Here is a 22,728-nt window from a genome sequence, read left to right as displayed (position 1 = left end):
CTGGTTCGCCCCTTTCGCGCGTTGCAGTGGTGCATCAGCGCGCCGGGTATTCTGTTCGCCTGTGGGTTGCTTTTGCGGCCACCCTGGCCATAGGCTTCGGCAAACCTCCACAAAATGTTGAGCGCCATGAAAAAAATCTTTTTGCCTGCCATCGCCGTTCTGACCCTTTCGGCTTGTGAGGATCCTTGGAACCGGCAGGGTGTCGGGTTCACTGGCATTGATGGCGAACCGCGCACCGTGTCCGACGTCAAAGGCGCCGTCGCCTTTACGCCGCCTGCCACCAACGTCCCGGCCGAGCTTGCCCAGCTTCCGACGGTTCAGGTTCAGACGGACCAGGCAGCGTTTGACAAGATCGCCGGCGTGGCCATCGACAACGGCGGGCGTACGGCCGACACCGCAGTGCAACTCGTCGGCAGCAGTACAGACCTCTTCCTGAGCACGGTCAACGTGAACGGCACGCTGTTTGGTGTTGTCCGTACCGCCAGCAATAGCACCAAGGTGGACAACTCGGTAGGTGCGGCTTTCGGGCGTGAGACCGAACGCTTCACGGGCTGTCTGGCCGCTGGCGATGTCTATCGCAAGGGCAACTCCTCGCGCAGTTCGGGCTTTGCGGTTCCGTTGAACTGTAGCTGATCCGAACGAAATCGAACTTGGGTTCAGGGGCTCTGCCGGTGGGCAGGGTCCTTTTCGTTTGGGAGCGGGGCAAAAAAAACGGGCCCGGAATGGGCCCGTTTCCTGACAGGATTCTGCCGCTGGTTACTCACGATTTCCAAGCAGTTGCAGCAGGAACATGAACATGTTGATGAAGTCCAGATACAGGTTCAGCGCGCCCATGATCGCGGATTTGCCCAGCCACTCCTGGTCGCCGTGCGCGGCGTGCTGAATGTAGGTCGCCTTGATGTTCTGCGTGTCATAGGCGGTCAGTCCCGCAAAGATCAGAACGCCGATGATCGACACGGCGAACATGATGGCGGGCGACTGAAGGAAAATGTTGATCACCATGGCCACGATCAGGCCGATCACGCCCATCATCAGGAACGTCCCCATTCCCGAAAGGTCTTTCTTGGTGACATAGCCATACAGCGACAGGCCGGCGAAGGCGATCGACGTGATCAGGAACACCTGGGCGATCGAGATGCCGGTGAAGGCCACGAAAATCCAGCTCATGCTCAGGCCCATCACGGCGGCGAAAGCATAGAAGAACAGCTGGGCGCCGGCGGCGCTGAGGCGGTTGATGGCGGCGCCGAAGGCAAAGACCATGATCAGCGGGGCGAACATCACGATCCAGCCCAGGATATTCGGGCTGAGCGTGATCGGGTCGCGGAACACCGACAGCAGCTGCGGGCTGGTGCCAACGGCCCAGGCCACCGCAAACGTGATAAGCATGCCCACGGACATCGTGCCGTAGACCTTGTTCATGTGGGCGCGCAGGCCCTCGTCGATCTGGGCAGTGCGTGCGCCGGCCGCCGTGCGGACGGTGTCGAATTGTGCCATTAAGGGTCTCCCTTGAATCCATTCCGATCCGCGATGCGGACCATTCTGACGGCAAATATCGGAGAGTCGGGCGCATGTTTCAAGGGTCTTGGCGGCAAAACCCTCGGAATTGCGAGCAAAATCGACACCGCCCCCATCGGCGGTGTCAACGCTGCCAAAATGGGGTTAATAGCGGCCCGAGATCCAGATATCCGGCGCATCCCAAAGGGGGCGTGCGGCCTCGGCCTCGGCCTGCGCGCGGGTGACGCCGATATCTTTCAGCAGACGGGCGTCCAGCCGCGCCAGTGCGCGCCGTTGGCGGGGCAAGGAAACAAGGCGCTGCAGCCATCCGGTTTTGCGCGGCGCCGGCGAGGGGCAGGAAATCGCAATTTGGGTCATGTTTATTGTCCTTTTGTCAGGAAGTGATGGGGGTAGAGCATTCAATCAACTTCCTTGATCTATATGGCGGTCTCTGTCATATATGAAAAATGAATGTTTATGAATTGACGCATAAGGATTTCTGATATGCGAAATCTCGACATCACGACCCTCAGGTCGTTCGTCGCCGTGGCCGATCATGGCGGCGTCACCCGAGCCGCGGGATTTCTGCACCTGACTCAATCGGCCGTGTCGATGCAGCTGAAGCGGCTCGAGGAACTGCTTGGGCTTGAGTTGCTGGACCGGTCGGGCCGGACGATCGCCCTGACGGCCTCGGGGGAGCAACTGCTGGCCTATGCGCGGCGCATGGTATCGCTGAATGACGAGGTGATGTCGAAGCTGACCGATCAGGCCTATGAAGGCGAGGTGGTTCTGGGCGTGCCGCACGATATAGTCTACCCGGCAATTCCCCGGGTTTTGCAGCGGTTCAACGCCGACTTCCCCCGTGTGCGCGTACAACTGGTCTCGTCGTATTCGATCCAGTTGAAAGAGATGTTCCGGCGCGGCGAATGCGATGTCATTCTGACGACCGAGGCGTCGAATGGCGATGGCGGCGAAACCATCGCCGAACTGCCTTTGCGCTGGATCGGAGCATCGGGCGGGGCGGCTTGGCGCCGTCGGCCCTTGCCGTTGGCGCTTGGCCGCCGCTGTCTGTTCCGGCCGCAGGTCATCGCGGCTCTGGACGCTGCGGGCATCCCCTGGGAGCTGTCGGTGGAAACGGAAAACGACCGCACGATCGAGGCCACGGTCAGCGCCGATCTGGCCGTGCACGCGATGCTGGAGGGGACCGAGGCCGCGCATCTGGAAAAGATCGACGCCGGCGGCGCGCTGCCCGAATTGCCGGCCCACATGATCAACCTGTATGGCGGCGACACGGGCCGAGGACCGGTGGTTGAGGCTCTGGCCGACCTGGTCCGCCAGAATTTCCGGATGCTGCGGGGGGGGCCGCTGCGCGCGGTCGCCAGCTGAGCCGGTCAGGGCGTGATGACGACCTTGCCGGTGGATTTGCGCGACCGCAGCAGGTCCATGCCATCGGCCACCTTTGACAAAGGCAGGACATGGCTGACATGCGGTTTGATGCGGCCCTCGGCATGCCAGCGGAACAGGGTTTCAAAGCTGCTGCGCACGATCTCGGGCCGGAACTTCAGATAGCCGCCGATATAGACGCCGATCACCGTCAGGTTCTTGACCATCAGGTGGTTCGCTGGGATTTGCGGAACCTCGCCGCCGGCGAAACCGACCGGCAACAGGCGACCTTCGGGATTGGTGGCGCGAAAGGCGGCCTTGAATACGTCGCCACCGATCGCATCATAGACGACATCCGCACCGCCCAGGTCCAGCACCCGCTGCCGCAGATCCTCGTCCGCATCGATCAGGTGGTCCGCCCCGGCGGCTTTAGCTACGGTTAGCTTGTCGGTGCCGCGTGCCTGCGCGATCACGGTTGCGCCCATCAGCTTGCCGATCTCGACTGCAGTCAGCCCCACGCCGCCGGCTGCACCGGTCACCAAAAGCGTCTCGCCCGGCTGCAGGCGGGCGCGGTGATCCAGAGCTATGTGGCTGGTGCCATAGGCGATCTGGATCGCAGCGGCTTCTTCGAAGCTGCAGGACGGCGGCAGCATGACGGCCCGGTCGGCGTCGAACACGCCGAATTCCGCCAGCCCGCCTTGCCCCGAATAGACGGCCACACGGTCGCCCGGGACAAGGTGGACGACACCGGGGCCGACGGCGTCAACGACCCCGGCGATCTCGAGCCCCAGCGTGAACGGGGCAGGGGGTGTGTCTTGATAGGTGCCCTTCTGCATCAGGAGGTCGGCAAAGTTAAGGCCGCAGGCGTGGATCTTGACGCGGATCTGTCCGTGTCCCGGCTCGGGTGTTGCGATGTCGTGCAATACGGCCTGGGCTGTGGCCGAGGGAATTTGGTAGGCGAGCAATTCGTGTCCTCCGTGGTCGCGCTCTAGGCAGGGGCAACCGAGTGAGATTGTCAATCTTCAATGGCGGGTAACGTTCCGGACCTGCGCCGAAATTCCCTGATTCAGAGTGATTTGGCACCCCGGAACGAACGTACAACCGTAAAGTTCTGTTGACCGGCTCCGACTCAACCTTCTTGAAAAGAATCGAAAATGGCGCAATGATGGTTTGCAGAAGTGCTGTTTCGGGGGGCATTTCCGGTGTTGAAGGAGTGTTGTCCAGCGGCGGCCGGTATGGCGGTCTCTGTCGCGTTCGCGTTTTCCCGGGCGGTTGTGTGTAAGATAGGAGTGTACCAATGACCCATCATGTGGATGTCCATGTGGGCAAGCGCGTCCGGCATCGTCGCTGGCTGATCGGAATGACCCAGCAGCAACTTGCAGAGCAGGTCGGTATCAAGTTTCAGCAGATCCAGAAATACGAGACCGGTGCCAATCGGATCAGTGCGTCGCGCCTATGGGACATTGCCGAGGCGCTGGATGTGCCGGTCAGCTTTTTCTTCGAGGGTCTCGAAGACACGCAGAAATCCGAAAGTGGCAAAAAGTCGGTTCCTGCCGATCTGATGGGCGACAAAGAGGCGCTCGATCTCGTGCGCTCGTACTATGCGATCCCCGAGAACCAGCGCCGCCGTCTGTTCGAACTGGCCCGGGTTCTCAGCGACGTCGCCTGAGCAGAGGCACTTGACTTTGCGCGGTACCCGCCGCACCAGTCGCGTATGTCTGGTACCGTATTGACCGATCTTGAAGTTGCGGAAAAACTGGCCGACGCTGCGCGTGCGGCCATTTTGCCGTTTTTTCGCCGACCCGACCTAGAGACAGCAAACAAGCAGCAGGGTGGCTATGACCCTGTGACCGTTGCCGACCGGGCCGCCGAGCAGGCTATGCGTGAGGTTCTGGCCGAATTTCGCCCCGAAGACGGGATCCTGGGTGAGGAGTTCGGAACCGTCACTGGAAGCTCGGGCCGGATCTGGGTGCTGGATCCGATCGACGGGACCAGGGGGTTTGTCAGCGGAACGCCGACATGGGGTGTGCTGATCGCGCTGGCGGATTCGACGGGGCCGATGCTTGGCGTCATCGACCAGCCCTATATCGGCGAGCGATTCGTGGGGCACGACACGGGCGCCTTCATGACGGGCCCGCTAGGGCAGGTCAGCCTGTCCACCCGAAAAACCGCCGCGCTCAAGGACGCGATCCTGTTCACGACCTTCCCCGAGGTCGGGGCTGACGACGAGGAACGGGCGTTTCGCGCGGTCGCCGAACAGGTGCAACTGACGCGGTACGGCATGGATTGCTACGCCTATGCGCTGCTGGCGGCCGGACAGGTCGATCTGGTGATCGAGGCCGGTCTGAAGCCCTATGACATCCAGGCCCCCATGGCCGTGATCCGGGCCGCCGGTGGCTTGGTCACCGACTGGCAGGGCGGCCCGGCCCATCTGGGCGGGCAGGTGCTTGCGGCAGCCAACCCCGACATCCACGCGGCGGCGCTGGACCTGTTGCGCCGGGTCTGACGCGGCTTGCCGCCCGGTATCTGTCCGGCTAGGGTTCTTCGGCCGGTTCTTCCGCCCGTTTTCCACCGGCGCGACGCACTCTTGTCATGAGACGGGCGAATCTCAGGAGTGCCAGATGACCGAATTCCTACTGAAAAATGCCGATGTTGTTCTGACGATGGACGACGCCCGGCAAGAACTGGCCGGGGCCGACATACTGGTCCGCGATGGGGTGATCGCCGGGATCGGGCATCGCCTTGAAGCCTCGGGCGAGATCCACGATCTGCGTGGCTGCGTGGTCACGCCCGGGTTGGTGAACACGCATCACCACCTGTACCAGACCCTGACGCGCGCGGTCCCGGCGGGGCAGGACGCGTTGCTGTTCGGCTGGCTCAAGACACTCTATCCGATCTGGGCGCGGTTCGGCCCCGAGCATATGTTTGTCTCGGCGCAGATCGGCCTGGCCGAACTGGCCCTGTCCGGCTGCACGCTCAGTTCGGACCACCTGTACCTGTATCCCAACGGTGTGCGGCTTGAGGACACGATCGCCGCCGCATCCGAACTGGGCCTGCGGTTTCACCCTACGCGCGGCGCGATGAGCATCGGTGAAAGCAATGGCGGTCTGCCACCCGATGCGCTGGTCGAATCCGAGTCCGCGATTCTGAACGACATGATCCGCGTGGTCGATGCCTTTCATGATCCGTCCGAGGGGGCGATGTGCCGGGTGGGGCTTGCGCCGTGCTCGCCCTTTTCGGTCAGTCGCGACCTGATGCGTGACACGGCGCTGCTGGCGCGCGACAAGGGCGTGATGCTGCACACTCACCTGGCTGAAAATGACGAGGATATCCGGTATTCCCAGTCCCGATTCGGGTGCCGGCCGGGTCAGTACGCGCAGGATCTGGGCTGGACAGGTCCGGATGTATGGCATGCCCATTGCGTCAAGTTGGATCGGGCCGAGGTCGATCTGTTTGCGCGGACCGGCACCGGGGTTGCCCATTGCCCATGTTCCAATTGCCGGCTGGGCTCGGGCATCGCACCGCTGCGCGCCCTGCGCGATGCCAAGGCCCGCGTGGGGCTGGGTGTCGACGGGTCGGCCAGCAACGACAACGGCAACCTGATGGCCGAGGCACGTCAGGCGGTGCTGCTGCAGCGAGTCGCCAACGGTGCAGACGCCATGTCGGCCCGCGAGGCGCTCGAGATTGCCACGCGCGGCGGCGCCGATGTTCTCAACCGCCCGGATTGCGGCCGTCTGATGCCCGGTAAGCGGGCCGATATCGCGGTATGGGATATCAGCGGTGTCGAAAGTGCCGGCAGCTGGGACCCCGCCGCGCTGCTGCTTGCAGGTCCCAGTCGGGTCAGACATCTGTTTGTTGAGGGGCGGCAGATCGTCCGCGAGGGCCAGATCACCACCATCGACCTGCCGCGGGTGATCGAACGTCAAAACCAGCTTGCGCGCGCGCTGCAGGCGTGAAGCCCGACCCAGAGCGTTGCCTGTCGCACCGCCAGCGGCCTGCGCTGTCGGGCCGCTCAACCCAGCGCCCGGCGCCCTCGGATCCAGACCTGGGCCACCGCCCGGTCGTCGCCCATCATGATTGTGGGAAAGATGGCCTCCCAGATGTCATTCGCGCGCGCAACGCGCTGTGCGATGGCCGGGGTCGAGGACAGGTCGAGCACGACCAGGTCGGCTTCGAGCCCCGGTGCTACATTTCCAATGCGGTCATCCATCCGCAGCGACCGGGCCGAGCCGGCGGTACCCAGCCAAAGCAACTGCGCGGGGTGCAGGGGATGCCCGCGCAACTGGCCGATCTCATAGGCCGCGGCCATGGTCCGCAGCATCGAGAAACTGGACCCGCCGCCGGTATCCGTGGCCAAGCCGATGCGGTGGCCGTCGCGCATCAGCCCGTGCATGTCGAACAGGCCCGATCCGATGAACGTATTCGAGGTCGGGCAGTGAATCAGCGCGGCGTCGACCTCGCGCAGACGATCGCGTTCGCGCGGCTCCAGATGGATGGCGTGTCCGTACAGCCCACGCGGGCCCAGCAGGCCGAATCTTTCGTAGGTGTCCAGATAGTCGCGGGCCTCGGGAAACAGCGACCGGACCCATTCTATCTCGTCGGTCTGCTCGCTCAGATGGGTCTGCATCAGGCAGTCGGGATGCTCGGCCCAAAGCGCGCCCATCGCTTCCAGTTGCTCGGGCGTCGACGTGGGTGAAAACCGCGGCGTGATGGCATAAGAAATCCGGTCCACGCCGTGCCATCGGCCGATCAGCGCCTTGGACTGGTCATAAGCCGTCTGGGCGGTGTCTCGCAGGCCGTCGGGTGCGTTGCGGTCCATGCAGGTCTTGCCGGCCACCACACGCTGCCCGCGGGCCTGCGCTTCGGTGAAGAACGCGTCGACGCTTTCAGGATGGATCGTGCAGAAACTGCACATGGTGGTGGTGCCATGCGCCGTGGTCAGGTCCAGATAGCGCCCGGCGATTTCGGCGGCGTGGTTCGGGTCGCCGAAGGTCATCTCTTCGGGGAAGGTATAGGTGTTAAGCCAGTCGATCAGCCGCTTGCCCCAGCTGGCGATGATCGCGGTCTGGGGGTAGTGCACATGCGGATCGACGAACCCGGCCAAAATCAGGCGCGCGCCATGGTCATGGGTTTCGGCATCGGGATGCGCGGCCGCCAGCGCTTCGGCCGAACCGAGCGCACCGATCCGGCCGTCTTCGATCAGAACGGCCTCGTGCAGCCGGGCGGCCCGGTCGGGGTCAGCCTGGAAGGGCGACTGCTCGAAACTCAGAACACGCCCTTTCAAAAGCGTTTTTTGCGCCATCGGCTTCGATCTCCGGCTGATTGGAACGGTGTCGCAGCATAAGCCTGCGAAAGATGCGGGTAAATTGCGCCATTGTCATTGTTTTCCTGTAGCTGCTTCTTTTATTAGGGGCCAATCCAACGGACGGGGCAGCGCATGACCACAGGCAATGACGAAATCGTGATCGACCAGCCCCGCGACGAAGATGCCTACGCGCTGGATCGCAACACCGTGGCGGCAATCCTGCAGGCTGTCGAGGACGGAGACCGCGATCGGCTGGTCGAGCTGATGGAGCCGCTGCACGCAGCCGACATCGCCGACCTTCTGGAACAGATCAGCCCCCATGACCGCTCGCAGCTTCTGCATCTGTATGACCGCGAGTTCGACGGCGACATACTGTCCGAGCTGGACGAATCCGTGCGTGAAGAGGTCATCGCCGAATTGCGGCCGGACGTGCTGGCCGAGGCCGTCCGTGAGCTGGAAAGCGACGATGTGGTCGATCTGCTGGAAGACCTCGAACAATCGCAGCAAGAGGCCGTTCTGGAGGCGCTCGAACACTCGGAACGGATTGCGGCGCAAAAGGCGTTGTCCTACCCCGAACACTCGGCCGGCCGCCTCATGCAGCGCGAAGTGGTCATGGTGCCCGAACACTGGACTGTGGGGCAGACCATCGATTTCATGCGCGCGCACGAGGATCTGCCGGACCAGTTCTATCATGTCGTGCTGGTCGATCCGCGGCTCAAGCCGGTGGGGCAGGTCACGCTGGGCCGGTTGATGGCGGCGCGGCGCGATACGCCGCTGCGCGACATCGCCGAGGAAGAATTCCACATCATCCCGCTAACCCAGGACGAAGAAGATGTCGCCTATGCCTTCAAGCAGTACCACCTGATCTCGGCGCCGGTGGTCGATGATGACGGGCGGTTGGTCGGGGTCATCACCATCGACGACGCGATGGAGGTTCTGGACGACGAGCACGAGGAAGACATGCTGCGCATGGCCGGCGTGGACGAGGACTCGAGCCTGTCTGACACCATTCTCGAGACGGCGCGCGGGCGGGCGACCTGGCTGTTCGTCAACCTGCTGACCGCGATCTTTGCGTCGCTGGTGATCAACATGTTCGCGGAAACCATCGACCAGATGGTCGCGCTGGCGGTACTGATGCCGATCGTGGCGTCAATGGGCGGCAATGCCGGCACCCAGACGATGACGGTGACCGTAAGGGCCATCGCCACCCGCGACCTGACAGCGAATAACGCCCTTCGTGTTCTGTTCCGCGAGATTTCGGTGGGCGCGTTGAACGGCCTGTTTTTCGGATTGCTGATGGCAGTCGTTGCGAGCTTTTGGTTTGGTATCCCGATGCTGGCGGCGGTCATCGGTCTGGCGATGGTGCTGACGCTGGTGGCGGCGGCGCTGGGCGGCATTCTGATCCCGCTGGCGCTGGACCGTCTGAACATCGACCCGGCCTTGGCTTCGGGGCCGTTCGTCACCACGGTGACCGATGTGGTCGGGTTCTTCGTGTTTTTGGGTCTTGCCGCGCAGGTGCTGCTGTGACCGGGTTGGCCGAGATCAAGGCCGCGGCGCGCAAGGCCGCCTTTGCCCGGCGCAAGGCTGCATTCGATACTCGTCCGCCGGGCACGGCCGGCCGCCTGTCCGAGGTGCTGGCGGGGTATCGCGGCGTGCCCCTGTCAGGCTACATGCCGATCCGCACCGAGATCGACCCGCTGCCCGCCATGGCCGAGGCCGCGGCCTATGGGCCGGTCGGCGTTCCGGTTATCCAGGGGGCCGGGCAGCCGTTGCAATTTTCGCGCTGGACACCGGACAGTCCGCTGAAGGACGGCCCGTTCGGTGCGAAGGTGCCCGACGTCGATGACTATTTCGATCCCGAGATAGTGATCGTACCCCTGGTGGCCTTCGATGCCCGTGGCGGGCGGCTGGGTTATGGCGGCGGGTTCTATGACCGGACGCTTCAGCGGTTGCGCGCCCGGCGCGCGACCTTGGCGATCGGTTTCGCCTTTGACGCGCAAGAGGCCGACAATCTTCCGTTGGAACCCACCGATCAGCCCCTGGACATGGTCGTCACCGAGAGCCGGGTTCTGAGTTTTCGAACCTAGTTCTCGAAATGGGCGCGCAGATAGTCCCAGGCATCGACTTCGGTTCCGTCCGCCAGCACGCAGACACCGTATTCCGAGCCGTCGGCGTTCTTTCGGATTTGATAGTCGCCGCCGTTTTCTATGCAGAAGGTGGCCGCCGGATTGGCCATCGTGGTTTTGGTCTGCGCCTGGGCGAAGGTTGCAACAAGAACCACGGTTGCCGTCACAATAAGTTTTTTCAATGATACCTCCCGAGGTTGCAAATCAATGAGGGCACGTTTGCACGTTTCTGAAATATTGCAAGCTGGTGATGGTCGGGCTTTTACACGGTTCCGCCTTGTTATTGCCGTCTGCTGCGCCTAGGACCGCGATATGAGAATTCTGTTTTTGGGCGACGTCATGGGGCGCGCTGGTCGAACCGCCATCAAGACCCATCTTCCACGCCTGCGCGAGGAATGGCGGCTGGATTTCGTCGTGGTCAATGGCGAGAACGCCTCGAACGGCATGGGCCTGACTGGCGACCATGCCAAGCTGTTGCTGGACTCTGGCGCCGATTGCGTCACGCTGGGCGATCATGCCTTCGACCAGAAGGACATGCTGCAATTCATCGAAAGCGAACCGCGCGTCGTGCGGCCGGTGAACTTTGCCAAGGGCGCGCCGGGGCGGGGCCACCGCCTGTTCACCGCACCCGGCGGCCGCAAGGTTCTGGTGGTTCAGGTGCTGGGGCAAGTCTTCATGAAACGGCCTTTCGACGATCCGTTTTCGGCCGTTGAACCGATCCTCAAATCGCACCCGCGCGGCGGGCAAGCGCAGGCCGTCATCGTCGACATGCATTGCGAGGCGACCTCGGAAAAGATGGCCATGGGGCATTACTGCGACAAACGCGCCAGCCTTGTGGTGGGCACCCATACGCATGTGCCCACGGCCGACGCGCAGATCCTGCCGGGCGGTACCGCCTATCTGACCGATGCAGGCATGTGCGGCGACTATGACTCGGTGATCGGCATGGACAAGCAGGAACCGATGCGGCGGTTCATCACCGGCATGCCCAAGGCCCGGTTCACCCCCGCCAATGGCGAGGCCACGCTGAGCGGCGTTTTCGTGGAAACCGATGACCGGGACGGCCAGGCGAAATCGGTCTGCATGGTGCGTGTGGGCGGGCGGCTGCAACAGGCCGGGCCGTGATCGCATGGCGGGCTTGCCCTGTCCGCTGCAATGCTGGAAACTGTGGCTCAGGCACGGTGGCCGGTTAAGGGTTCGGACAGAAGACCACGAATGAATCTCCTTACTTTGTCAGAAACAGGCAGCGCGATTCTGGCGCTGCTGGTCGTCGCGGGCATGTTCATCATGTTCCTGCGCGAGGTCTACCCGGCCGAGGTCGTCGCCATCGGCGGCGTTTCGGTGATGCTGGTCACCGGGATCCTGCCGTATCAGAATGCGCTGGCCGTACTTTCTAACCCTGCGCCGTGGACTATTGCGGCCATGTTCATCATCATGGGCGCGCTGGTGCGCACAGGGGCTTTGGACGCTTTTACAGTGACCGCGCAGAAACAGGCCCAGGTCAACCCTCGCATCGCGATCGGATTGCTGATGACATTCGTGGTGCTGGCCTCGGCCGTGGTGTCGAACACTCCGGTCGTGGTGGTGATGATCCCGGTCTTCGTCCAGATTGCGCGCACGCTGAACGTGGCCCCGTCCAAGCTGCTGATCCCGCTCAGCTATGCGGCAATTCTGGGCGGCACGCTGACCCTGATCGGCACCTCGACCAACCTGCTGGTCGATGGTGTCGCGCGGGCGCAGGGTCTGCAGCCCTTCACGATCTTCGAGGTCACGCCCCTGGGCATCATCCTGGTGATCTACGGTATGGTCTACCTGCGGTTCATCGCGCCCCGGCTGCTGCCGGACCGCGACAGCATGGCCAGCCTTCTCAGCGACCGGTCCAAGATGAAATTCTTTACCGAGGCGGTCATCCCCCCCGACAGCAACCTGATCGGGCGCGAAGTGACCGGCGTGCAGTTGTTCAAACGCCCCGGCGTGCGGCTGATCGACGTGATCCGCGGCGACGAGTCGCTGCGGCGCAACCTTCAAGGTGTCACCCTGCAGGTCGGCGACCGGGTGGTGTTGCGCACCCAGATGACGGAACTGTTGAGCCTGCAGCGCAACAAGGAGCTCAAGCGCGTCGATCAGGTCTCGGCGGTCGAAACGCGCACCGTCGAGGTTCTGATCACGCCGGGCTGCCGGATGGTGGGGCGCACGCTGGGCGCGCTCCGGCTGCGCCGCCGCTACGGGGTCTATGTGCTAGCGGTGCATCGACGGAACCAGAATATCAGCGGTCAACTGGACGACCTCATCGTCCGGGTGGGTGACACGCTGCTGCTGGAAGGCGCGCCGGCCGATATTCAACGTCTGGCAGCCGACATGGACATGGTTGATGTCACTCAGCCGTCAGCGCGTGCATTCCGGCGTGGACATGCGCCGATTGCGATCGCCGCATTGCTGGGGATCGTGCTGCTGGCGGCGTTTGGGGTCGCGCCCATCCTGTTGCTGTCGATCCTCGCTGTTGCATTGGTTCTGCTGACCGGCTGTATCGACGCGGACGAAGCGTTCTCGTTTGTCGAAGGCCGTCTGCTGGCGCTGATATTCGCCATGCTGGCCATCGGGGCCGCGCTGGACAGTTCGGGCGCGGTTTCGCTGATTGCGAATGCGATTGCCCCGTCCTTTGCCAAACTGCCGCCCTTCCTGATCGTCTGGGCCGTCTACCTGCTGACCTCGGTTCTGACCGAGCTGGTCTCGAACAACGCCGTGGCGGTCGTGGTCACGCCGATTGCCATCGGTCTGGCGCAGGCGGTGGGGGTCGATCCGCGCCCGCTGGTGGTGGCGGTGATGGTCGCGGCGTCGGCCTCGTTCGCCACACCGATCGGGTATCAGACCAACATGATGGTCTATGGCCCCGGCGGGTACCGTTTCACGGACTTCATGAAGGTCGGGATTCCGCTGAACCTGACGGTCGGGCTGCTGGCCTCGTTGATCATCCCGTTTCTCTGGCCGCTTTGAGTTTTGGCGTTATTTCGCCGTTTCTGGACAGCTAGGCTTGCAAACGGCTGCGGCGCCACGATCTTCTAGACAGGAAACCGGCGACGAGGGGATCGAAGAATGAAAATCGCACATACCCTTCTGGCGGGCGCTGCGTTGTGGGCTGTCGTTCTGGGCGCTGCCCAGGCCGGGACCGTCGAGGGAACCGCCACCTACCGCGAACGGATCGCCGTTCCGCCGGGGGCGACCCTGTTCGTCGAGCTGCAGGATGTGTCGCGGGCCGATGCGCCCGCCGTTACTCTTGCCGCGCAACGCTATGCGTTGACGGGCGTGCCTGTGCAGTTCGAGCTGACTTATGACGACGCGTTGATTCAAGACCAGCATCGCTATGTGGTGCGGGCCTCGGTGCATCAGGACGGCAAGCTGCTGTTCACCACCGATACCGCTTACCCGGTTCTGACCAATGATGCCGGAAACTCGGTCGATCTGGTCATGGTCAAGGTTCGGGAACGGGGCGCGGCGATGCTTGAGAATACGCAGTGGATCGCAACCGAGGTGAACGGCGTTGCGCTGGACACCGAGAAACGCCCGCAGATTACCTTTGCCGAGGGCGGAGCCTTTGGGGGAACGGGCGGCTGCAACCGGTTCAGCGGACAGGCCGAGATATCGGGCGAGTCGATTTCCTTCCCCGACAACATGGCCGCCACGCTGATGGCCTGCCCGCCGCCGCTGGACGAGGTTGAGCGGGAATTCCTTGCCGCCCTGCCAAAGGTCGCAAGCTTTGTTCAGCGCGGGGACACGCTGGTTCTGCTTGATGCGACAGGCGAGCCGGTTCTGCAGTTCCGCCGCGACCAATAGTGCCCAAGGGCCGTCAGGCGACGGCCCGCGACCGTCCCGCGTTGCGCCCCGAGAAGATGCAGCCGCCCAGGAACGTGCCCTCCAGCGCGTTGTAGCCGTGATAGCCCCCGCCTCCGAAGCCTGCGACCTCTCCGGCCGCGAACAGGCCCGGCACCACCTGGCCGTCCGCACCGATCATCTGACTGTCCAGATTGGTCTGCAAACCGCCCAGCGTCTTGCGGGTCAGCACATGCAGCTTGACCGCGATCAGCGGGCCGTTTTTCGGATCAAGGAACTTGTGCAGTTTGGCGGTGCGGATCAGCTTGTCACCGCGATAGTTCCGCGCCGCCAGGATCGCCATCATCTGCGCATCTTTCGAGAACGGATTGTCCACCTGTGAATCGCGGGCTTCGATCTGGGCGCGCAGATGTGCCTCGTCGATCAGGCCACCGCCCAGATGGTTCATCCCGTTCACAAGTTCGGTCAGCGTGTTGGCGACCACGAAATCCTCGCCCTTTTCCTTGAACGCTTCAACCGGCGCGGTGGCCTTCGACCCGGACAGGACCCGCTGGCGGATGACCTCCTTCCAACTGCCCGAGGTGAAATCGGGGTTCTGTTCAGACCCGGACAGGGCGAATTCCTTTTTGATGACCTTCTGGGTCAGGACGAACCAGCTGTATTCATAGCCGGTCTTCAGAATTTCGCGCAGGGTGCCCAGCGTGTCGAAGCCGGGCAGGCAGGGGGGCTGCAACCGGTTGCCGCGCGCATCGAACCACATGGAACTGGGACCGGGCAAGATGCGGATGCCATGCTCGGGCCAGATCGGGTCCCAATTGCGCACGCCTTCGGTGTAATGCCACATGCGGTCGCCGTTGATGACGTGCCCGCCGGCCTTTTCGCTGATGGCGATCATTCGACCGTCTACGTGGAAAGGCACACCCGCCACCATGTCCTGGGGCGGTTCGCCCAGACGGTCGCGGGGCCAATTCTGGCGCACCATCTCGAAATTGCCGCCGATCCCGCCGGAGGTGACGATGACCGACGGGGCGTAGACTTCAAACTCGCCAATCTCGTCGCGATTGGTCCTGGCGCCGCGCTGCGCCGTATCGTCGGCCAGAACCTCGCCCGAGACGCCCTTGGCCTCGCCGTTCTGCATGATGATGTGGCTGACCTGATGACGGAACTTCAACTGGACCAGGCCGGCACTGACATGGTCGCGGACCCGGCGAATGAAATGCTCCAGCACGCCCGGGCCGGTGCCCCAGGTGATGTGGAACCGTGGGACCGAGTTGCCGTGACCATCGGCATAGGAGCCGCCGCGTTCCGCCCAGCCGACCACGGGAAACCAGCGCAGGCCCATCTGGTGCAGCCAAGGGCGCATTTCGCCGGCGGCGAATTCGACATAAGCCTCGGCCCATTTGCGGGGCCAGGCGTCCTGGTCCCGGTCGAACTGGGCGCTGCCCATCCAGTCGCGCAGGGCTAGGTCGCGGCTGTCGCGGATTCCCATGCGGCGCTGCTCGGGGGTGTCGACCATGAACAGACCGCCCAGGCTCCAGAAAGCCTGACCGCCCAAGAAATGCTCGGGTTCCTGGTCCAGCACGATCACCTTTTTGCCGCGGTCACCCAGCTCGGCCGCCGCGGCCAGCCCGGCCAACCCGCCGCCCACGACGATCGCATCAGCAGTGTTTTCGGTCATGCTCTGTCCTTTCAGCGGTGGCGGTACCAGGCGATGAACGGGATCGCGACGGCGTACATGGTGATCCCATAGACGGCCGAGGGCAGGGCCAGCGGGCTGAAGCCGCTTTCGGTTCCGGTGATCAGAGCCGCCAGCGTGATGCCCAGGGTCGAGTTCTGGATGCCGGTTTCGATCGAGATGGTCTTGGCCTCATTCCACGACAGTTTCGCCGCCCGCGCCAGCCCCAATCCGATCAGCAGCAGCGCGAGGTTCAGCGAGATCAGCCCGGCGCCCATGATGCCCAGATTGTCGACGAACAACTGCCAGTTTCCAGCCAGCGCAGCGATCACGATCAGCACGAACAGGATGGTTGCCAGTTTCGAAAGGGGGCCGTCGATCCGGTTGGCAAAACCGGTTGCAAAATGGCGCAGGCCAACGCCGATGGCGACGGGCAGTGTAGTGATCAGGAACATCGCCAGCGCCAGACCGCTGATCGACACTTCGGGTGCGTCCTCGCCCATGAAGTTGTCGATCGACCAGGCCGCCAGAACCGGCACCGTGACGATCGACAACAGGCTGATCACCGCCGTCAGGCTGACCGACAGCGCCACATCGGCCTTCGCCAGTTTCGACAGGATGTTGCTGGTGACACCACCCGGGCAAAAGCTGAGCAGCATGAACCCGACCGCAATTGCCGGCGGCAGCGCTAACATCTTGACCGTGACGAAGGCCGCGACCGGCAGCAGAACGACCTGGCAGACCGCGCCGATCGCAAACGGATAGCGCCGGTTGATCACGCGCCGGAAATCTGTTGCCTCAAGTCCGATGCCCAAAGACAGCATGATGATGGCCAGCGAAACCGGCAGGCCTACGTTGATAAGAAGATCCAAAACAACCCCTCCCAAAGTCGTTTCGGACCAACCTAAGCGTGCGGTCCCCGGTCAGGCAACCGCGCCGTTGGGTCACCCGTAGCGCTGGGCGAAACGGCGCAGGATTTCGCCGGGCTGCGTGACCTCGGCGGCATGGCAGCGGTCGATCAGCAGTTGGGCGTCCTCGGGGCGGAAATAGCCGTGGTCCTTGTAGATGTGGATGCGCTGTTCAAAGTCTTTGGCGTCGGCTTCGGGGTGGAACTGTGTGGCATAGACATTCTGGCCCCAGCGGATCATCTGGAACGGGCAGGGATCCGACGCAACCAGATGCACGCAGCCCTCGGGCAGGGCCTGCACCGCCTCTTTGTGGCCGACGAAGGCATCAAAGTCGGACTCTAGACCGGCGGTCAGCGGGTCGCGGGCGCCATCCTCGGTCAAGTGGCAGCGCGACGGGCCGACCGGCTCGCCATAACGGTCCTTGCTGACCGGTGCGCCCAGATGCGCGGCCAGAATGCCCAGGCCATAGCAACAGCCCATGAACGGATGATCGCGCGCCGTGATCTGCGGCATCAGCCCCATAATCGCGCCCTCGATCCGGGCATCCATTTGCGATTTTCTGGCCGGGTCGTCGCTGACGCAGCCCGGTCCGCCACCCACGATCACACCAGCATAGTCGGTGACGTCCAGCGCCTCGGGCAAGGCCTCGCAATCCAGACGGATGCGGTGGGTGCGCTCGGGAGTCAGACCGGACCGGTTCAGGATCGAAGCATATTCGGCGTCCGAGGCATCGGTTTCGGGGCGCAGCTGCAGGATCAGAAAGCATTTCATGCGCTGCCCTTAGCGCGCGGTCCGGCGGTCACGCAAGCCCTCACAGCGGCCAGAACACAAGGATCGCCGGGACCGAAACCGCCACGATCAGAATTTCCAGGGGCAGGCCCATGCGCCAATAGTCGCCAAAGTGATAGCCGCCGGGCCCCAGGACCAGAGTGTTGTTCTTGTGTCCGATCGGTGTGAGGAATGCCGCCGAGGCGGCCACCGCCACCGTCATCAGGAAGGGATCGGGCGAAACCTCGAGCGTGCGCGCCATCTGGATGCCCACCGGCGCGGCCACGATGGCGGTTGCGGTGTTGTTTAGCACGTCCGACAGCGTCATGGTCACGACCATCAAAACCGTCAGAATAGCCCAAGCCGGCAGGCCGTCGGTCAGTTGAACCAGCGCATTCGCGATCAGTTCCGTCCCGCCCGAGCTTTCCAGCGCGCTGCCCAGCGGGATCATCGAGCCCAGCAGAACCACGACCGGCCACTCGATCTGATTGTAGATCTCGGAGATCGGGATGATCTTGGTCAGCACATAGGCGATCACCACAAGCCCCAGCGCGATGGGCAGATAGATCAGCCCGACGCTGGCGGCCAGAACGGCAGCGGCGAACAGGCCGATGGCCAGCCATGCCTTGTCATTGGCGGTCACGTTCAGGCCGCGTTGGGCCAGAGGCAGGCAGCCCAGCCACTCGGTCACGTCCGCGCCTCGGTCGCGCGGGCACAGCAGCAGCAGAATGTCGCCCGGCTGCACCTCGGTCTTGCGGACCTGTTCGGTGATGCGCCGACCCTGGCGGGAAATGCCCATCAGGATCGTGTTCTGCCGCCAGGCCAGCCCCAGCCCCTGTGCGGTACGACCCGCGATGCGGGCGCTTTCGGGTACGACGACTTCGATCACTTCCAACCCGTCGCCGGCAGCCGTTAGCAGCTCTTGCCGGCGGGCATCCGAGAAATCCAGGTTCAGCGCGGCGCGGAATTCATCCAGCGCCTCGGGACTGGCTTCCAGCACCAGCGCGTCGCCTTCCTGAAGGATCGCGTTTGCCGCGCGGCCATAGCGGCGTTTGCCGTCCCGGATCAGGCCGATGATGGCGACGTCGGATTTCTCGGCCATCTCGTCCAACTCGGCGACGCGCTTGCCGATATGAGGCGACCCGGCCGGGACCGTCAGTTCAGCGATGTACTCCGCCAGCGTCTCCGAACTCTCGGTCTGTTCGCCGCGGTTTGGGATCAGCCGCCAGCCGATCAGGGCGACGAAGGCCAGACCTGCGATGGCCGCCAGCCCGCCAACAGGGGCGAAATCAAACATCTGGAACGGCTCGCCCAGGGTCTCCTGCCGGATTGACGCGATGATGATGTTGGGCGGTGTGCCGATCAATGTGGCCATGCCGCCCAGAATGGTGGCAAAGCTCAGCGGCATCAGCGACAGACCAACGGGGCGCCCGGCCTTGCGCGCGGTCTGAATATCGACAGGCATCAACAGCGCAAGCGCCGCCACGTTGTTCATGAAGGCGGACAGAACGGCTCCGATCCCGCCCATCAGAGCGATATGCGCACCCAGGCTCCGCGAGGCATCGACCAGCGTGCGGGTGATCAGGAACACCGCCCCCGACCGCACCAGCCCGGCCGAGACCACAAGCACCAGCGCCACGATGATCGTGGCCGGATGGCCGAAGCCGGCAAAGGCGCCTTCAACCGGTACAACGCCCAGGATCACGCCGACCATCAAGGCGGCGAAGGCCACGAGGTCATAGCGGAACCGGCCCCACAACAGCAGACCGAATACGGTAATGAACAGTGCAAAGAGAATGATCTGATCCGTTGTCATTCGGCCACCATAGCGGCGCCGGACCGACGGGCAAGTGGGTGTCTTGATCCTTTGCCCCGCAAACGTCTATATGTGCGCCGAATACCCAATCACGATTACGAGGACGCAACATGGCAGGCCATTCCAAATGGGCCAACATCCAGCACCGCAAGGGGCGCCAGGACGCCGCGCGGTCCAAGCTGTTTTCCAAGCTGTCGAAAGAGATAACCGTGGCCGCCAAGATGGGCGATCCCGATCCGGAAAAGAACCCGCGTCTGCGTCTGGCCGTGAAAGAAGCGAAATCGCAGTCGATGCCCAAGGACAACATCGAACGCGCGATCAAGAAGGCCACCGGTGGCGATGCCGAGGCCTATGAGGAAATCCGCTATGAAGGCTACGGCCCCAACGGTGTCGCGGTCATCGTCGAAACCATGACCGACAACAAAAACCGAACCGCATCGAACGTGCGCTCGACCTTCGCCAAGAACGGCGGCAACCTGGGCGAGACCGGCTCGGTCGGCTTCATGTTCGAGCGCAAAGGCGAGGTGGTTTATCCGGCGTCCGCGGGCGATGCCGACACCATTTTCGAGGCCGCCATCGAGGCCGGCGCCGAAGATGTCGAAAGCTCGGAAGACGGCCACATCATCTGGTGCGCCGACACCGACCTGAACGAAGTCGCCAATGCACTTGAAGCGACGTTGGGTGAATCGGAATCGACGAAGTTGGTCTGGAAGCCGACCACCACGACCGAGCTGGGGCTGGAGGACATGCAGCGCCTGATGAAGCTGGTCGAGGCGCTGGAAGACGATGATGACGTGCAGCGCGTCACCACCAATTTCGAAGCCTCTGACGAGGTGATGGCGCAGCTCTGACGCCACCGCATCACGTTGCCAGAAAACCCGGCCCTTGGGCCGGGTTTTTCAGTTCAGAACCTGCTTTGCGACCTGTTGCACGGCGCGGGTCAGCGGGGTCAGCGCCGGTGCCAGAATACGCCCGACCTGCCAGGTCAGCGGCACGTCCAGCGGGGCGTCCGGCTCGATCTCGCACAGGCGGCCGTCGGCAATGGCGGACCGTACCAGAGGTTCCGGGTTCATTCCCCAACCCAGACCGGCGGCAGCCGCCGTGACGAAGCCGCTCGACGAAGGCAGAAAATGGGTCGGTGGCGACAGGCGCTTGCCGGTCCGGGTCTCGATCCATGCCTTTTGCAGCATGTCCTTGTGGTTGAAGGTCAGGCAAGGCGCGCGAGAGAGGCTGTGCGGCGTCACACCGTCTGCGAACCAGCGCGCGATGAAGGCCGGGCTGGCCGTGGGCAGGTACCTGAGCGCTCCCAACGGCGTTGCCGCGCAGCCGGGAACCGTCTGGCCGCCCACCGTGATAGCCGCGCTGACCTCGCCGCGCCGCAGCCATTCGGCCGAGTGATCCTGGTCGTCGATCTCCAAATCAAACAGCATTCCGTCCACCGCCGCCATGGCCTCGATGAAAAAGGCCGACAAGCTGTCGGCCGGGACGGCGATGCGGACCCGGGCCGGGCCGTGCCCTGCATCCAGGGCCAACTCACGCCGCAGTTGCGCTTCGAGCAGACCGATATCCTCGGCATGTCTGGCCAGTCTTTGCCCGGCCTCGGTGCCCGTGCAAGGAGTTCCGCGTCGGATCAGGGACAGCCCGATCCGATCTTCCAGCGCCTTGATCCGTTGCGAGATCGCCGAAGGGGTGACCCCCAGTTCATCGGCCGCGGCCTCGAAGCTGCCCCGCCGCAGGATGGCCGCAAGCGCCGCCAGGTGATTCCGGTCGATTTCCATTAGAAGTTCTAATTTATAGTTAGCATCTTTAATTTGATAAAAGGCCACTCGGGCTGTAGTCAACACCTGCGACACAGGAGGTTCCATGACGGCATCCATGTTTTCGGGCTTTGCGCTGGGCTTCAGCCTGATCCTCGCCATCGGTGCGCAGAACGCGTTCGTGCTGCGCCAGGGGCTGCGGCGCGAACACGTCTTTGCCCTGTGCCTGACCTGTGCCATCTCGGATGCGATCCTGATCGCCGCCGGTGTTGCGGGCTTTGGCAGCCTTGCGCAGGCCGCACCCTGGTTCGAGCCCATGATGCGTTATGGCGGTGCGCTGTTTCTGACGTGGTACGGGCTGCGCAGCCTGGCCTCGGCCTGGCGTGGCGGAGCGGCACTGGAACTGGCCGAGGTACAGCGCACCAGCCTGCGGGCGGCACTGCTGACGGTTTTGGCCTTCACCTGGCTGAACCCGCATGTCTATCTGGATACGGTGGTGCTGATCGGGTCGATCTCGGCACAATATCCCGACCGGCTGGGGTTCGCGGTGGGGGCGATGTCGGCCAGCTTCGTGTTTTTCTTTTCGTTGGGATACGGGGCGCGGGTGCTTTCGCCAATTTTCGCCCGCCCGCGGGCGTGGCAGGTCCTGGACCTGCTGATTGGGTTGGTGATGCTGGCCATCGCGTGGAAACTGGTGGCGATGTAAGGGCTTGTTCCCCAGCGGCTTTCGGTGTTCAACCAAATCCATGACAGCTCTCGCCGCCCAATCCCGGCCCCTGGCCGGCATGTTCTGGATGTTCACTGCCGGCCTGTCCTTTGTCGGGATGACCGCCCTGGTCAAGTCGCTGGGCACCACGATGGACCCGATCCAGGCCGCCTTCCTGCGCTATGCGTTGGGTCTCGTGTTCCTGCTGCCGGCCGCGCGGGCCATCCTGACGACCCGACTGAACCGCCGCAACCTGACGCTGTTTTCGGTCCGGGGCGCCATCCATGCGGTGGGCGTGATGCTGTGGTTCTTTGCCATGACCCGCATCCCGCTGGCCGAGGTGACGGCCATGAACTATCTTACCCCGGTCTATGTGACGCTGGGTGCCGCGCTTTTTCTGGGCGAAACCATGGCCTTTCGCCGCATCGCCGCCGTGCTGGTGGCCATCATCGGGGCCGCGATCATCCTGCGGCCGGGATTTCGCGAGATTTCCGCAGGCCACCTGGCCATGCTGGGCACCTCGCTGATGCTAGGGGGGTCATACCTGCTGGCCAAGGCGATGGTGCGGGATGTGCGGCCCTCGGTCGTGGTGGCACATCTGTCGATCTGGACGACGATCTTCCTGATCCCTTTTGCGATCGCAGTCTGGACACCGCCCAGCCTTCGTGACATCGGCGTGCTGTTCCTGATCGCCAGCTTTGCCACGGCCGGGCATTACTTCATGACACTGGCCCTGCAGGCCGCACCCGTCGCCGTAACTCAGCCGGTCACCTTCCTGCAGTTGATCTGGGCCACCCTGCTGGGCGCGCTGGTCTTTCACGAAGGTGTGGATATCTGGGTGGTCGCGGGCGGCACCTTGATCCTGGGGGCGGTCAGTTTCATCACTTGGCGCGAGGCCGTGCTGAACCGCAGCGGCTTGACGCCGCCCAGCCTTGCGCCCAAGCTTTGACGGAGGTCGCCTT

The 22,728-nt window shown here is 63.5% G+C and carries 23 protein-coding genes; 13 read left to right on the top strand and 10 right to left on the bottom strand.

The window, feature by feature from the left end; all coding sequences use genetic code 11:
• Positions 1 to 114 precede the first annotated feature (114 nt).
• Positions 115 to 633, top strand: a complete 519-nt coding sequence (locus tag AC2FNS_RS07950) for a hypothetical protein (RefSeq protein ID WP_496803811.1) — start codon at positions 115 to 117, stop codon at positions 631 to 633.
• A 123-nt stretch (positions 634 to 756) separates the two neighbouring features.
• Here the strand turns inward: AC2FNS_RS07950 and AC2FNS_RS07945 are convergent, their stop codons facing one another.
• Both AC2FNS_RS07945 and AC2FNS_RS07940 read right to left on the bottom strand, forming a co-directional pair.
• Positions 757 to 1,494 carry a Bax inhibitor-1/YccA family protein gene (locus AC2FNS_RS07945; RefSeq protein WP_496678691.1) on the bottom strand — a complete coding sequence of 246 codons (738 nt, stop codon included), beginning with the start codon at positions 1,492 to 1,494 and terminating at the stop codon, positions 757 to 759.
• A 165-nt stretch (positions 1,495 to 1,659) separates the two neighbouring features.
• Positions 1,660 to 1,872 carry a DUF1127 domain-containing protein gene (locus AC2FNS_RS07940; protein WP_496712211.1) on the bottom strand — a complete coding sequence of 71 codons (213 nt, stop codon included), beginning with the start codon at positions 1,870 to 1,872 and terminating at the stop codon, positions 1,660 to 1,662.
• Between the two features lie 126 nt (positions 1,873 to 1,998).
• Between AC2FNS_RS07940 and AC2FNS_RS07935 the strand changes: the two genes are divergently transcribed.
• Positions 1,999 to 2,880 carry a LysR family transcriptional regulator gene (locus AC2FNS_RS07935; RefSeq protein WP_496678694.1) on the top strand — a complete coding sequence of 294 codons (882 nt, stop codon included), beginning with the start codon at positions 1,999 to 2,001 and terminating at the stop codon, positions 2,878 to 2,880.
• A gap of 5 nt (positions 2,881 to 2,885) precedes the next feature.
• Here the strand turns inward: AC2FNS_RS07935 and AC2FNS_RS07930 are convergent, their stop codons facing one another.
• Positions 2,886 to 3,842, bottom strand: coding sequence for an NADPH:quinone oxidoreductase family protein (locus AC2FNS_RS07930; RefSeq protein ID WP_496678696.1), 957 nt, complete (start codon positions 3,840 to 3,842; stop codon positions 2,886 to 2,888).
• A gap of 332 nt (positions 3,843 to 4,174) precedes the next feature.
• Here AC2FNS_RS07930 and AC2FNS_RS07925 point away from each other — a divergent pair, with 332 nt between their 5' ends.
• The 3 genes from AC2FNS_RS07925 (at position 4,175) to AC2FNS_RS07915 (ending at position 6,833) form a co-directional block, all read left to right on the top strand.
• Positions 4,175 to 4,546: a helix-turn-helix domain-containing protein gene (locus AC2FNS_RS07925; protein WP_149774650.1), complete on the top strand. Its 372-nt coding sequence runs from the start codon at positions 4,175 to 4,177 to the stop codon at positions 4,544 to 4,546.
• 45 nt (positions 4,547 to 4,591) lie between these two features.
• Complete coding sequence (hisN, locus tag AC2FNS_RS07920) at positions 4,592 to 5,383, top strand: histidinol-phosphatase (RefSeq protein ID WP_496685856.1); 792 nt, start codon at positions 4,592 to 4,594, stop codon at positions 5,381 to 5,383.
• Positions 5,384 to 5,498: 115 nt separating this feature from the next.
• On the top strand, positions 5,499 to 6,833 hold the full coding sequence (locus tag AC2FNS_RS07915) for an 8-oxoguanine deaminase (RefSeq protein ID WP_496712444.1): 1,335 nt from the start codon (positions 5,499 to 5,501) through the stop codon (positions 6,831 to 6,833).
• 56 nt (positions 6,834 to 6,889) lie between these two features.
• Here the strand turns inward: AC2FNS_RS07915 and guaD are convergent, their stop codons facing one another.
• Entirely contained in the window at positions 6,890 to 8,179 is a 1,290-nt protein-coding gene (guaD, locus tag AC2FNS_RS07910; protein WP_496685858.1) for a guanine deaminase, read from the bottom strand.
• 135 nt (positions 8,180 to 8,314) lie between these two features.
• On the opposite strand from guaD, the gene mgtE reads away from it, so the two are divergent.
• Positions 8,315 to 9,709, top strand: coding sequence for a magnesium transporter (mgtE, locus tag AC2FNS_RS07905; protein WP_496685861.1), 1,395 nt, complete (start codon positions 8,315 to 8,317; stop codon positions 9,707 to 9,709).
• Positions 9,706 to 10,269 carry a 5-formyltetrahydrofolate cyclo-ligase gene (locus AC2FNS_RS07900; protein WP_496741058.1) on the top strand — a complete coding sequence of 188 codons (564 nt, stop codon included), beginning with the start codon at positions 9,706 to 9,708 and terminating at the stop codon, positions 10,267 to 10,269. Before mgtE ends, AC2FNS_RS07900 begins: the two co-directional genes overlap by 4 nt.
• Here the strand turns inward: AC2FNS_RS07900 and AC2FNS_RS07895 are convergent.
• Positions 10,266 to 10,490, bottom strand: a complete 225-nt coding sequence (locus tag AC2FNS_RS07895) for a putative hemolysin (RefSeq protein WP_496712441.1) — start codon at positions 10,488 to 10,490, stop codon at positions 10,266 to 10,268. The genes AC2FNS_RS07900 and AC2FNS_RS07895 overlap by 4 nt on opposite strands.
• 130 nt (positions 10,491 to 10,620) lie before the next feature.
• On the opposite strand from AC2FNS_RS07895, the gene AC2FNS_RS07890 reads away from it, so the two are divergent.
• The 3 genes from AC2FNS_RS07890 (at position 10,621) to AC2FNS_RS07880 (ending at position 14,139) form a co-directional block, all read left to right on the top strand.
• The gene (locus AC2FNS_RS07890) at positions 10,621 to 11,433 is read left to right on the top strand and encodes a TIGR00282 family metallophosphoesterase (RefSeq protein WP_496685866.1); all 813 of its coding nucleotides are present in this window, start codon (positions 10,621 to 10,623) and stop codon (positions 11,431 to 11,433) included.
• A 90-nt stretch (positions 11,434 to 11,523) separates the two neighbouring features.
• The gene (locus AC2FNS_RS07885) at positions 11,524 to 13,302 is read left to right on the top strand and encodes an SLC13 family permease (RefSeq protein WP_496685868.1); all 1,779 of its coding nucleotides are present in this window, start codon (positions 11,524 to 11,526) and stop codon (positions 13,300 to 13,302) included.
• A 99-nt stretch (positions 13,303 to 13,401) separates the two neighbouring features.
• Positions 13,402 to 14,139, top strand: a complete 738-nt coding sequence (locus AC2FNS_RS07880) for a YbaY family lipoprotein (protein WP_496712440.1) — start codon at positions 13,402 to 13,404, stop codon at positions 14,137 to 14,139.
• A gap of 13 nt (positions 14,140 to 14,152) precedes the next feature.
• Here AC2FNS_RS07880 and AC2FNS_RS07875 read toward each other — a convergent pair whose 3' ends face one another.
• The 4 genes from AC2FNS_RS07875 to AC2FNS_RS07860 all read right to left on the bottom strand — a co-directional run bounded on the left by AC2FNS_RS07875 (position 14,153) and on the right by AC2FNS_RS07860 (position 19,303).
• On the bottom strand, positions 14,153 to 15,814 hold the full coding sequence (locus tag AC2FNS_RS07875; protein WP_496712438.1) for an FAD-binding dehydrogenase: 1,662 nt from the start codon (positions 15,812 to 15,814) through the stop codon (positions 14,153 to 14,155).
• Between the two features lie 11 nt (positions 15,815 to 15,825).
• Positions 15,826 to 16,683, bottom strand: a complete 858-nt coding sequence (locus tag AC2FNS_RS07870; RefSeq protein ID WP_496712437.1) for a bile acid:sodium symporter family protein — start codon at positions 16,681 to 16,683, stop codon at positions 15,826 to 15,828.
• 72 nt (positions 16,684 to 16,755) lie between these two features.
• On the bottom strand, positions 16,756 to 17,490 hold the full coding sequence (locus AC2FNS_RS07865) for a glutamine amidotransferase (RefSeq protein ID WP_496712435.1): 735 nt from the start codon (positions 17,488 to 17,490) through the stop codon (positions 16,756 to 16,758).
• Between the two features lie 40 nt (positions 17,491 to 17,530).
• Entirely contained in the window at positions 17,531 to 19,303 is a 1,773-nt protein-coding gene (locus AC2FNS_RS07860) for an SLC13 family permease (RefSeq protein WP_496712434.1), read from the bottom strand.
• A 110-nt stretch (positions 19,304 to 19,413) separates the two neighbouring features.
• Between AC2FNS_RS07860 and AC2FNS_RS07855 the strand changes: the two genes are divergently transcribed.
• On the top strand, positions 19,414 to 20,154 hold the full coding sequence (locus tag AC2FNS_RS07855; protein ID WP_496678717.1) for a YebC/PmpR family DNA-binding transcriptional regulator: 741 nt from the start codon (positions 19,414 to 19,416) through the stop codon (positions 20,152 to 20,154).
• Positions 20,155 to 20,202: 48 nt separating this feature from the next.
• Here the strand turns inward: AC2FNS_RS07855 and AC2FNS_RS07850 are convergent, their stop codons facing one another.
• Positions 20,203 to 21,081: a LysR family transcriptional regulator ArgP gene (locus AC2FNS_RS07850; protein ID WP_496712433.1), complete on the bottom strand. Its 879-nt coding sequence runs from the start codon at positions 21,079 to 21,081 to the stop codon at positions 20,203 to 20,205.
• Between the two features lie 85 nt (positions 21,082 to 21,166).
• On the opposite strand from AC2FNS_RS07850, the gene AC2FNS_RS07845 reads away from it, so the two are divergent.
• A complete protein-coding gene (locus tag AC2FNS_RS07845; RefSeq protein WP_496712432.1) occupies positions 21,167 to 21,766 on the top strand; it encodes a LysE/ArgO family amino acid transporter in 600 nt (199 codons plus the stop codon).
• A gap of 40 nt (positions 21,767 to 21,806) precedes the next feature.
• The gene (locus AC2FNS_RS07840; protein ID WP_496685883.1) at positions 21,807 to 22,715 is read left to right on the top strand and encodes a DMT family transporter; all 909 of its coding nucleotides are present in this window, start codon (positions 21,807 to 21,809) and stop codon (positions 22,713 to 22,715) included.
• Positions 22,716 to 22,728: the final 13 nt, after the last annotated feature.

It is taken from the genome of Ruegeria sp. BHSA191 (assembly GCF_059613325.1).
The sequence above is the reverse complement of the archived record's forward strand: the minus strand, read 5'-3'. Positions and strand labels throughout refer to the sequence as shown.

Bases quoted from the DNA above. Each gene is read 5' to 3' on its own strand.
- AC2FNS_RS07890 (WP_496685866.1), top strand. From the start codon at position 10,621: ATGAGAATTCTGTTTTTGGGCGACGTCATGGGGCGCGCTGGTCGAACC.
- AC2FNS_RS07915 (WP_496712444.1), top strand. From the start codon at position 5,499: ATGACCGAATTCCTACTGAAAAATGCCGATGTTGTTCTGACGATGGAC.
- mgtE (WP_496685861.1), top strand. From the start codon at position 8,315: ATGACCACAGGCAATGACGAAATCGTGATCGACCAGCCCCGCGACGAA.
- AC2FNS_RS07950 (WP_496803811.1), top strand. From the start codon at position 115: ATGTTGAGCGCCATGAAAAAAATCTTTTTGCCTGCCATCGCCGTTCTG.
- AC2FNS_RS07850 (WP_496712433.1), bottom strand. From the start codon at position 21,081: ATGGAAATCGACCGGAATCACCTGGCGGCGCTTGCGGCCATCCTGCGG.
- AC2FNS_RS07865 (WP_496712435.1), bottom strand. From the start codon at position 17,490: ATGAAATGCTTTCTGATCCTGCAGCTGCGCCCCGAAACCGATGCCTCG.
- AC2FNS_RS07935 (WP_496678694.1), top strand. From the start codon at position 1,999: ATGCGAAATCTCGACATCACGACCCTCAGGTCGTTCGTCGCCGTGGCC.
- hisN (WP_496685856.1), top strand. From the start codon at position 4,592: ATGTCTGGTACCGTATTGACCGATCTTGAAGTTGCGGAAAAACTGGCC.
- AC2FNS_RS07845 (WP_496712432.1), top strand. From the start codon at position 21,167: ATGACGGCATCCATGTTTTCGGGCTTTGCGCTGGGCTTCAGCCTGATC.
- AC2FNS_RS07840 (WP_496685883.1), top strand. From the start codon at position 21,807: ATGACAGCTCTCGCCGCCCAATCCCGGCCCCTGGCCGGCATGTTCTGG.
- AC2FNS_RS07885 (WP_496685868.1), top strand. From the start codon at position 11,524: ATGAATCTCCTTACTTTGTCAGAAACAGGCAGCGCGATTCTGGCGCTG.
- AC2FNS_RS07940 (WP_496712211.1), bottom strand. From the start codon at position 1,872: ATGACCCAAATTGCGATTTCCTGCCCCTCGCCGGCGCCGCGCAAAACC.
- AC2FNS_RS07875 (WP_496712438.1), bottom strand. From the start codon at position 15,814: ATGACCGAAAACACTGCTGATGCGATCGTCGTGGGCGGCGGGTTGGCC.
- AC2FNS_RS07945 (WP_496678691.1), bottom strand. From the start codon at position 1,494: ATGGCACAATTCGACACCGTCCGCACGGCGGCCGGCGCACGCACTGCC.
- guaD (WP_496685858.1), bottom strand. From the start codon at position 8,179: ATGGCGCAAAAAACGCTTTTGAAAGGGCGTGTTCTGAGTTTCGAGCAG.
- AC2FNS_RS07880 (WP_496712440.1), top strand. From the start codon at position 13,402: ATGAAAATCGCACATACCCTTCTGGCGGGCGCTGCGTTGTGGGCTGTC.
- AC2FNS_RS07855 (WP_496678717.1), top strand. From the start codon at position 19,414: ATGGCAGGCCATTCCAAATGGGCCAACATCCAGCACCGCAAGGGGCGC.
- AC2FNS_RS07860 (WP_496712434.1), bottom strand. From the start codon at position 19,303: ATGACAACGGATCAGATCATTCTCTTTGCACTGTTCATTACCGTATTC.
- AC2FNS_RS07925 (WP_149774650.1), top strand. From the start codon at position 4,175: ATGACCCATCATGTGGATGTCCATGTGGGCAAGCGCGTCCGGCATCGT.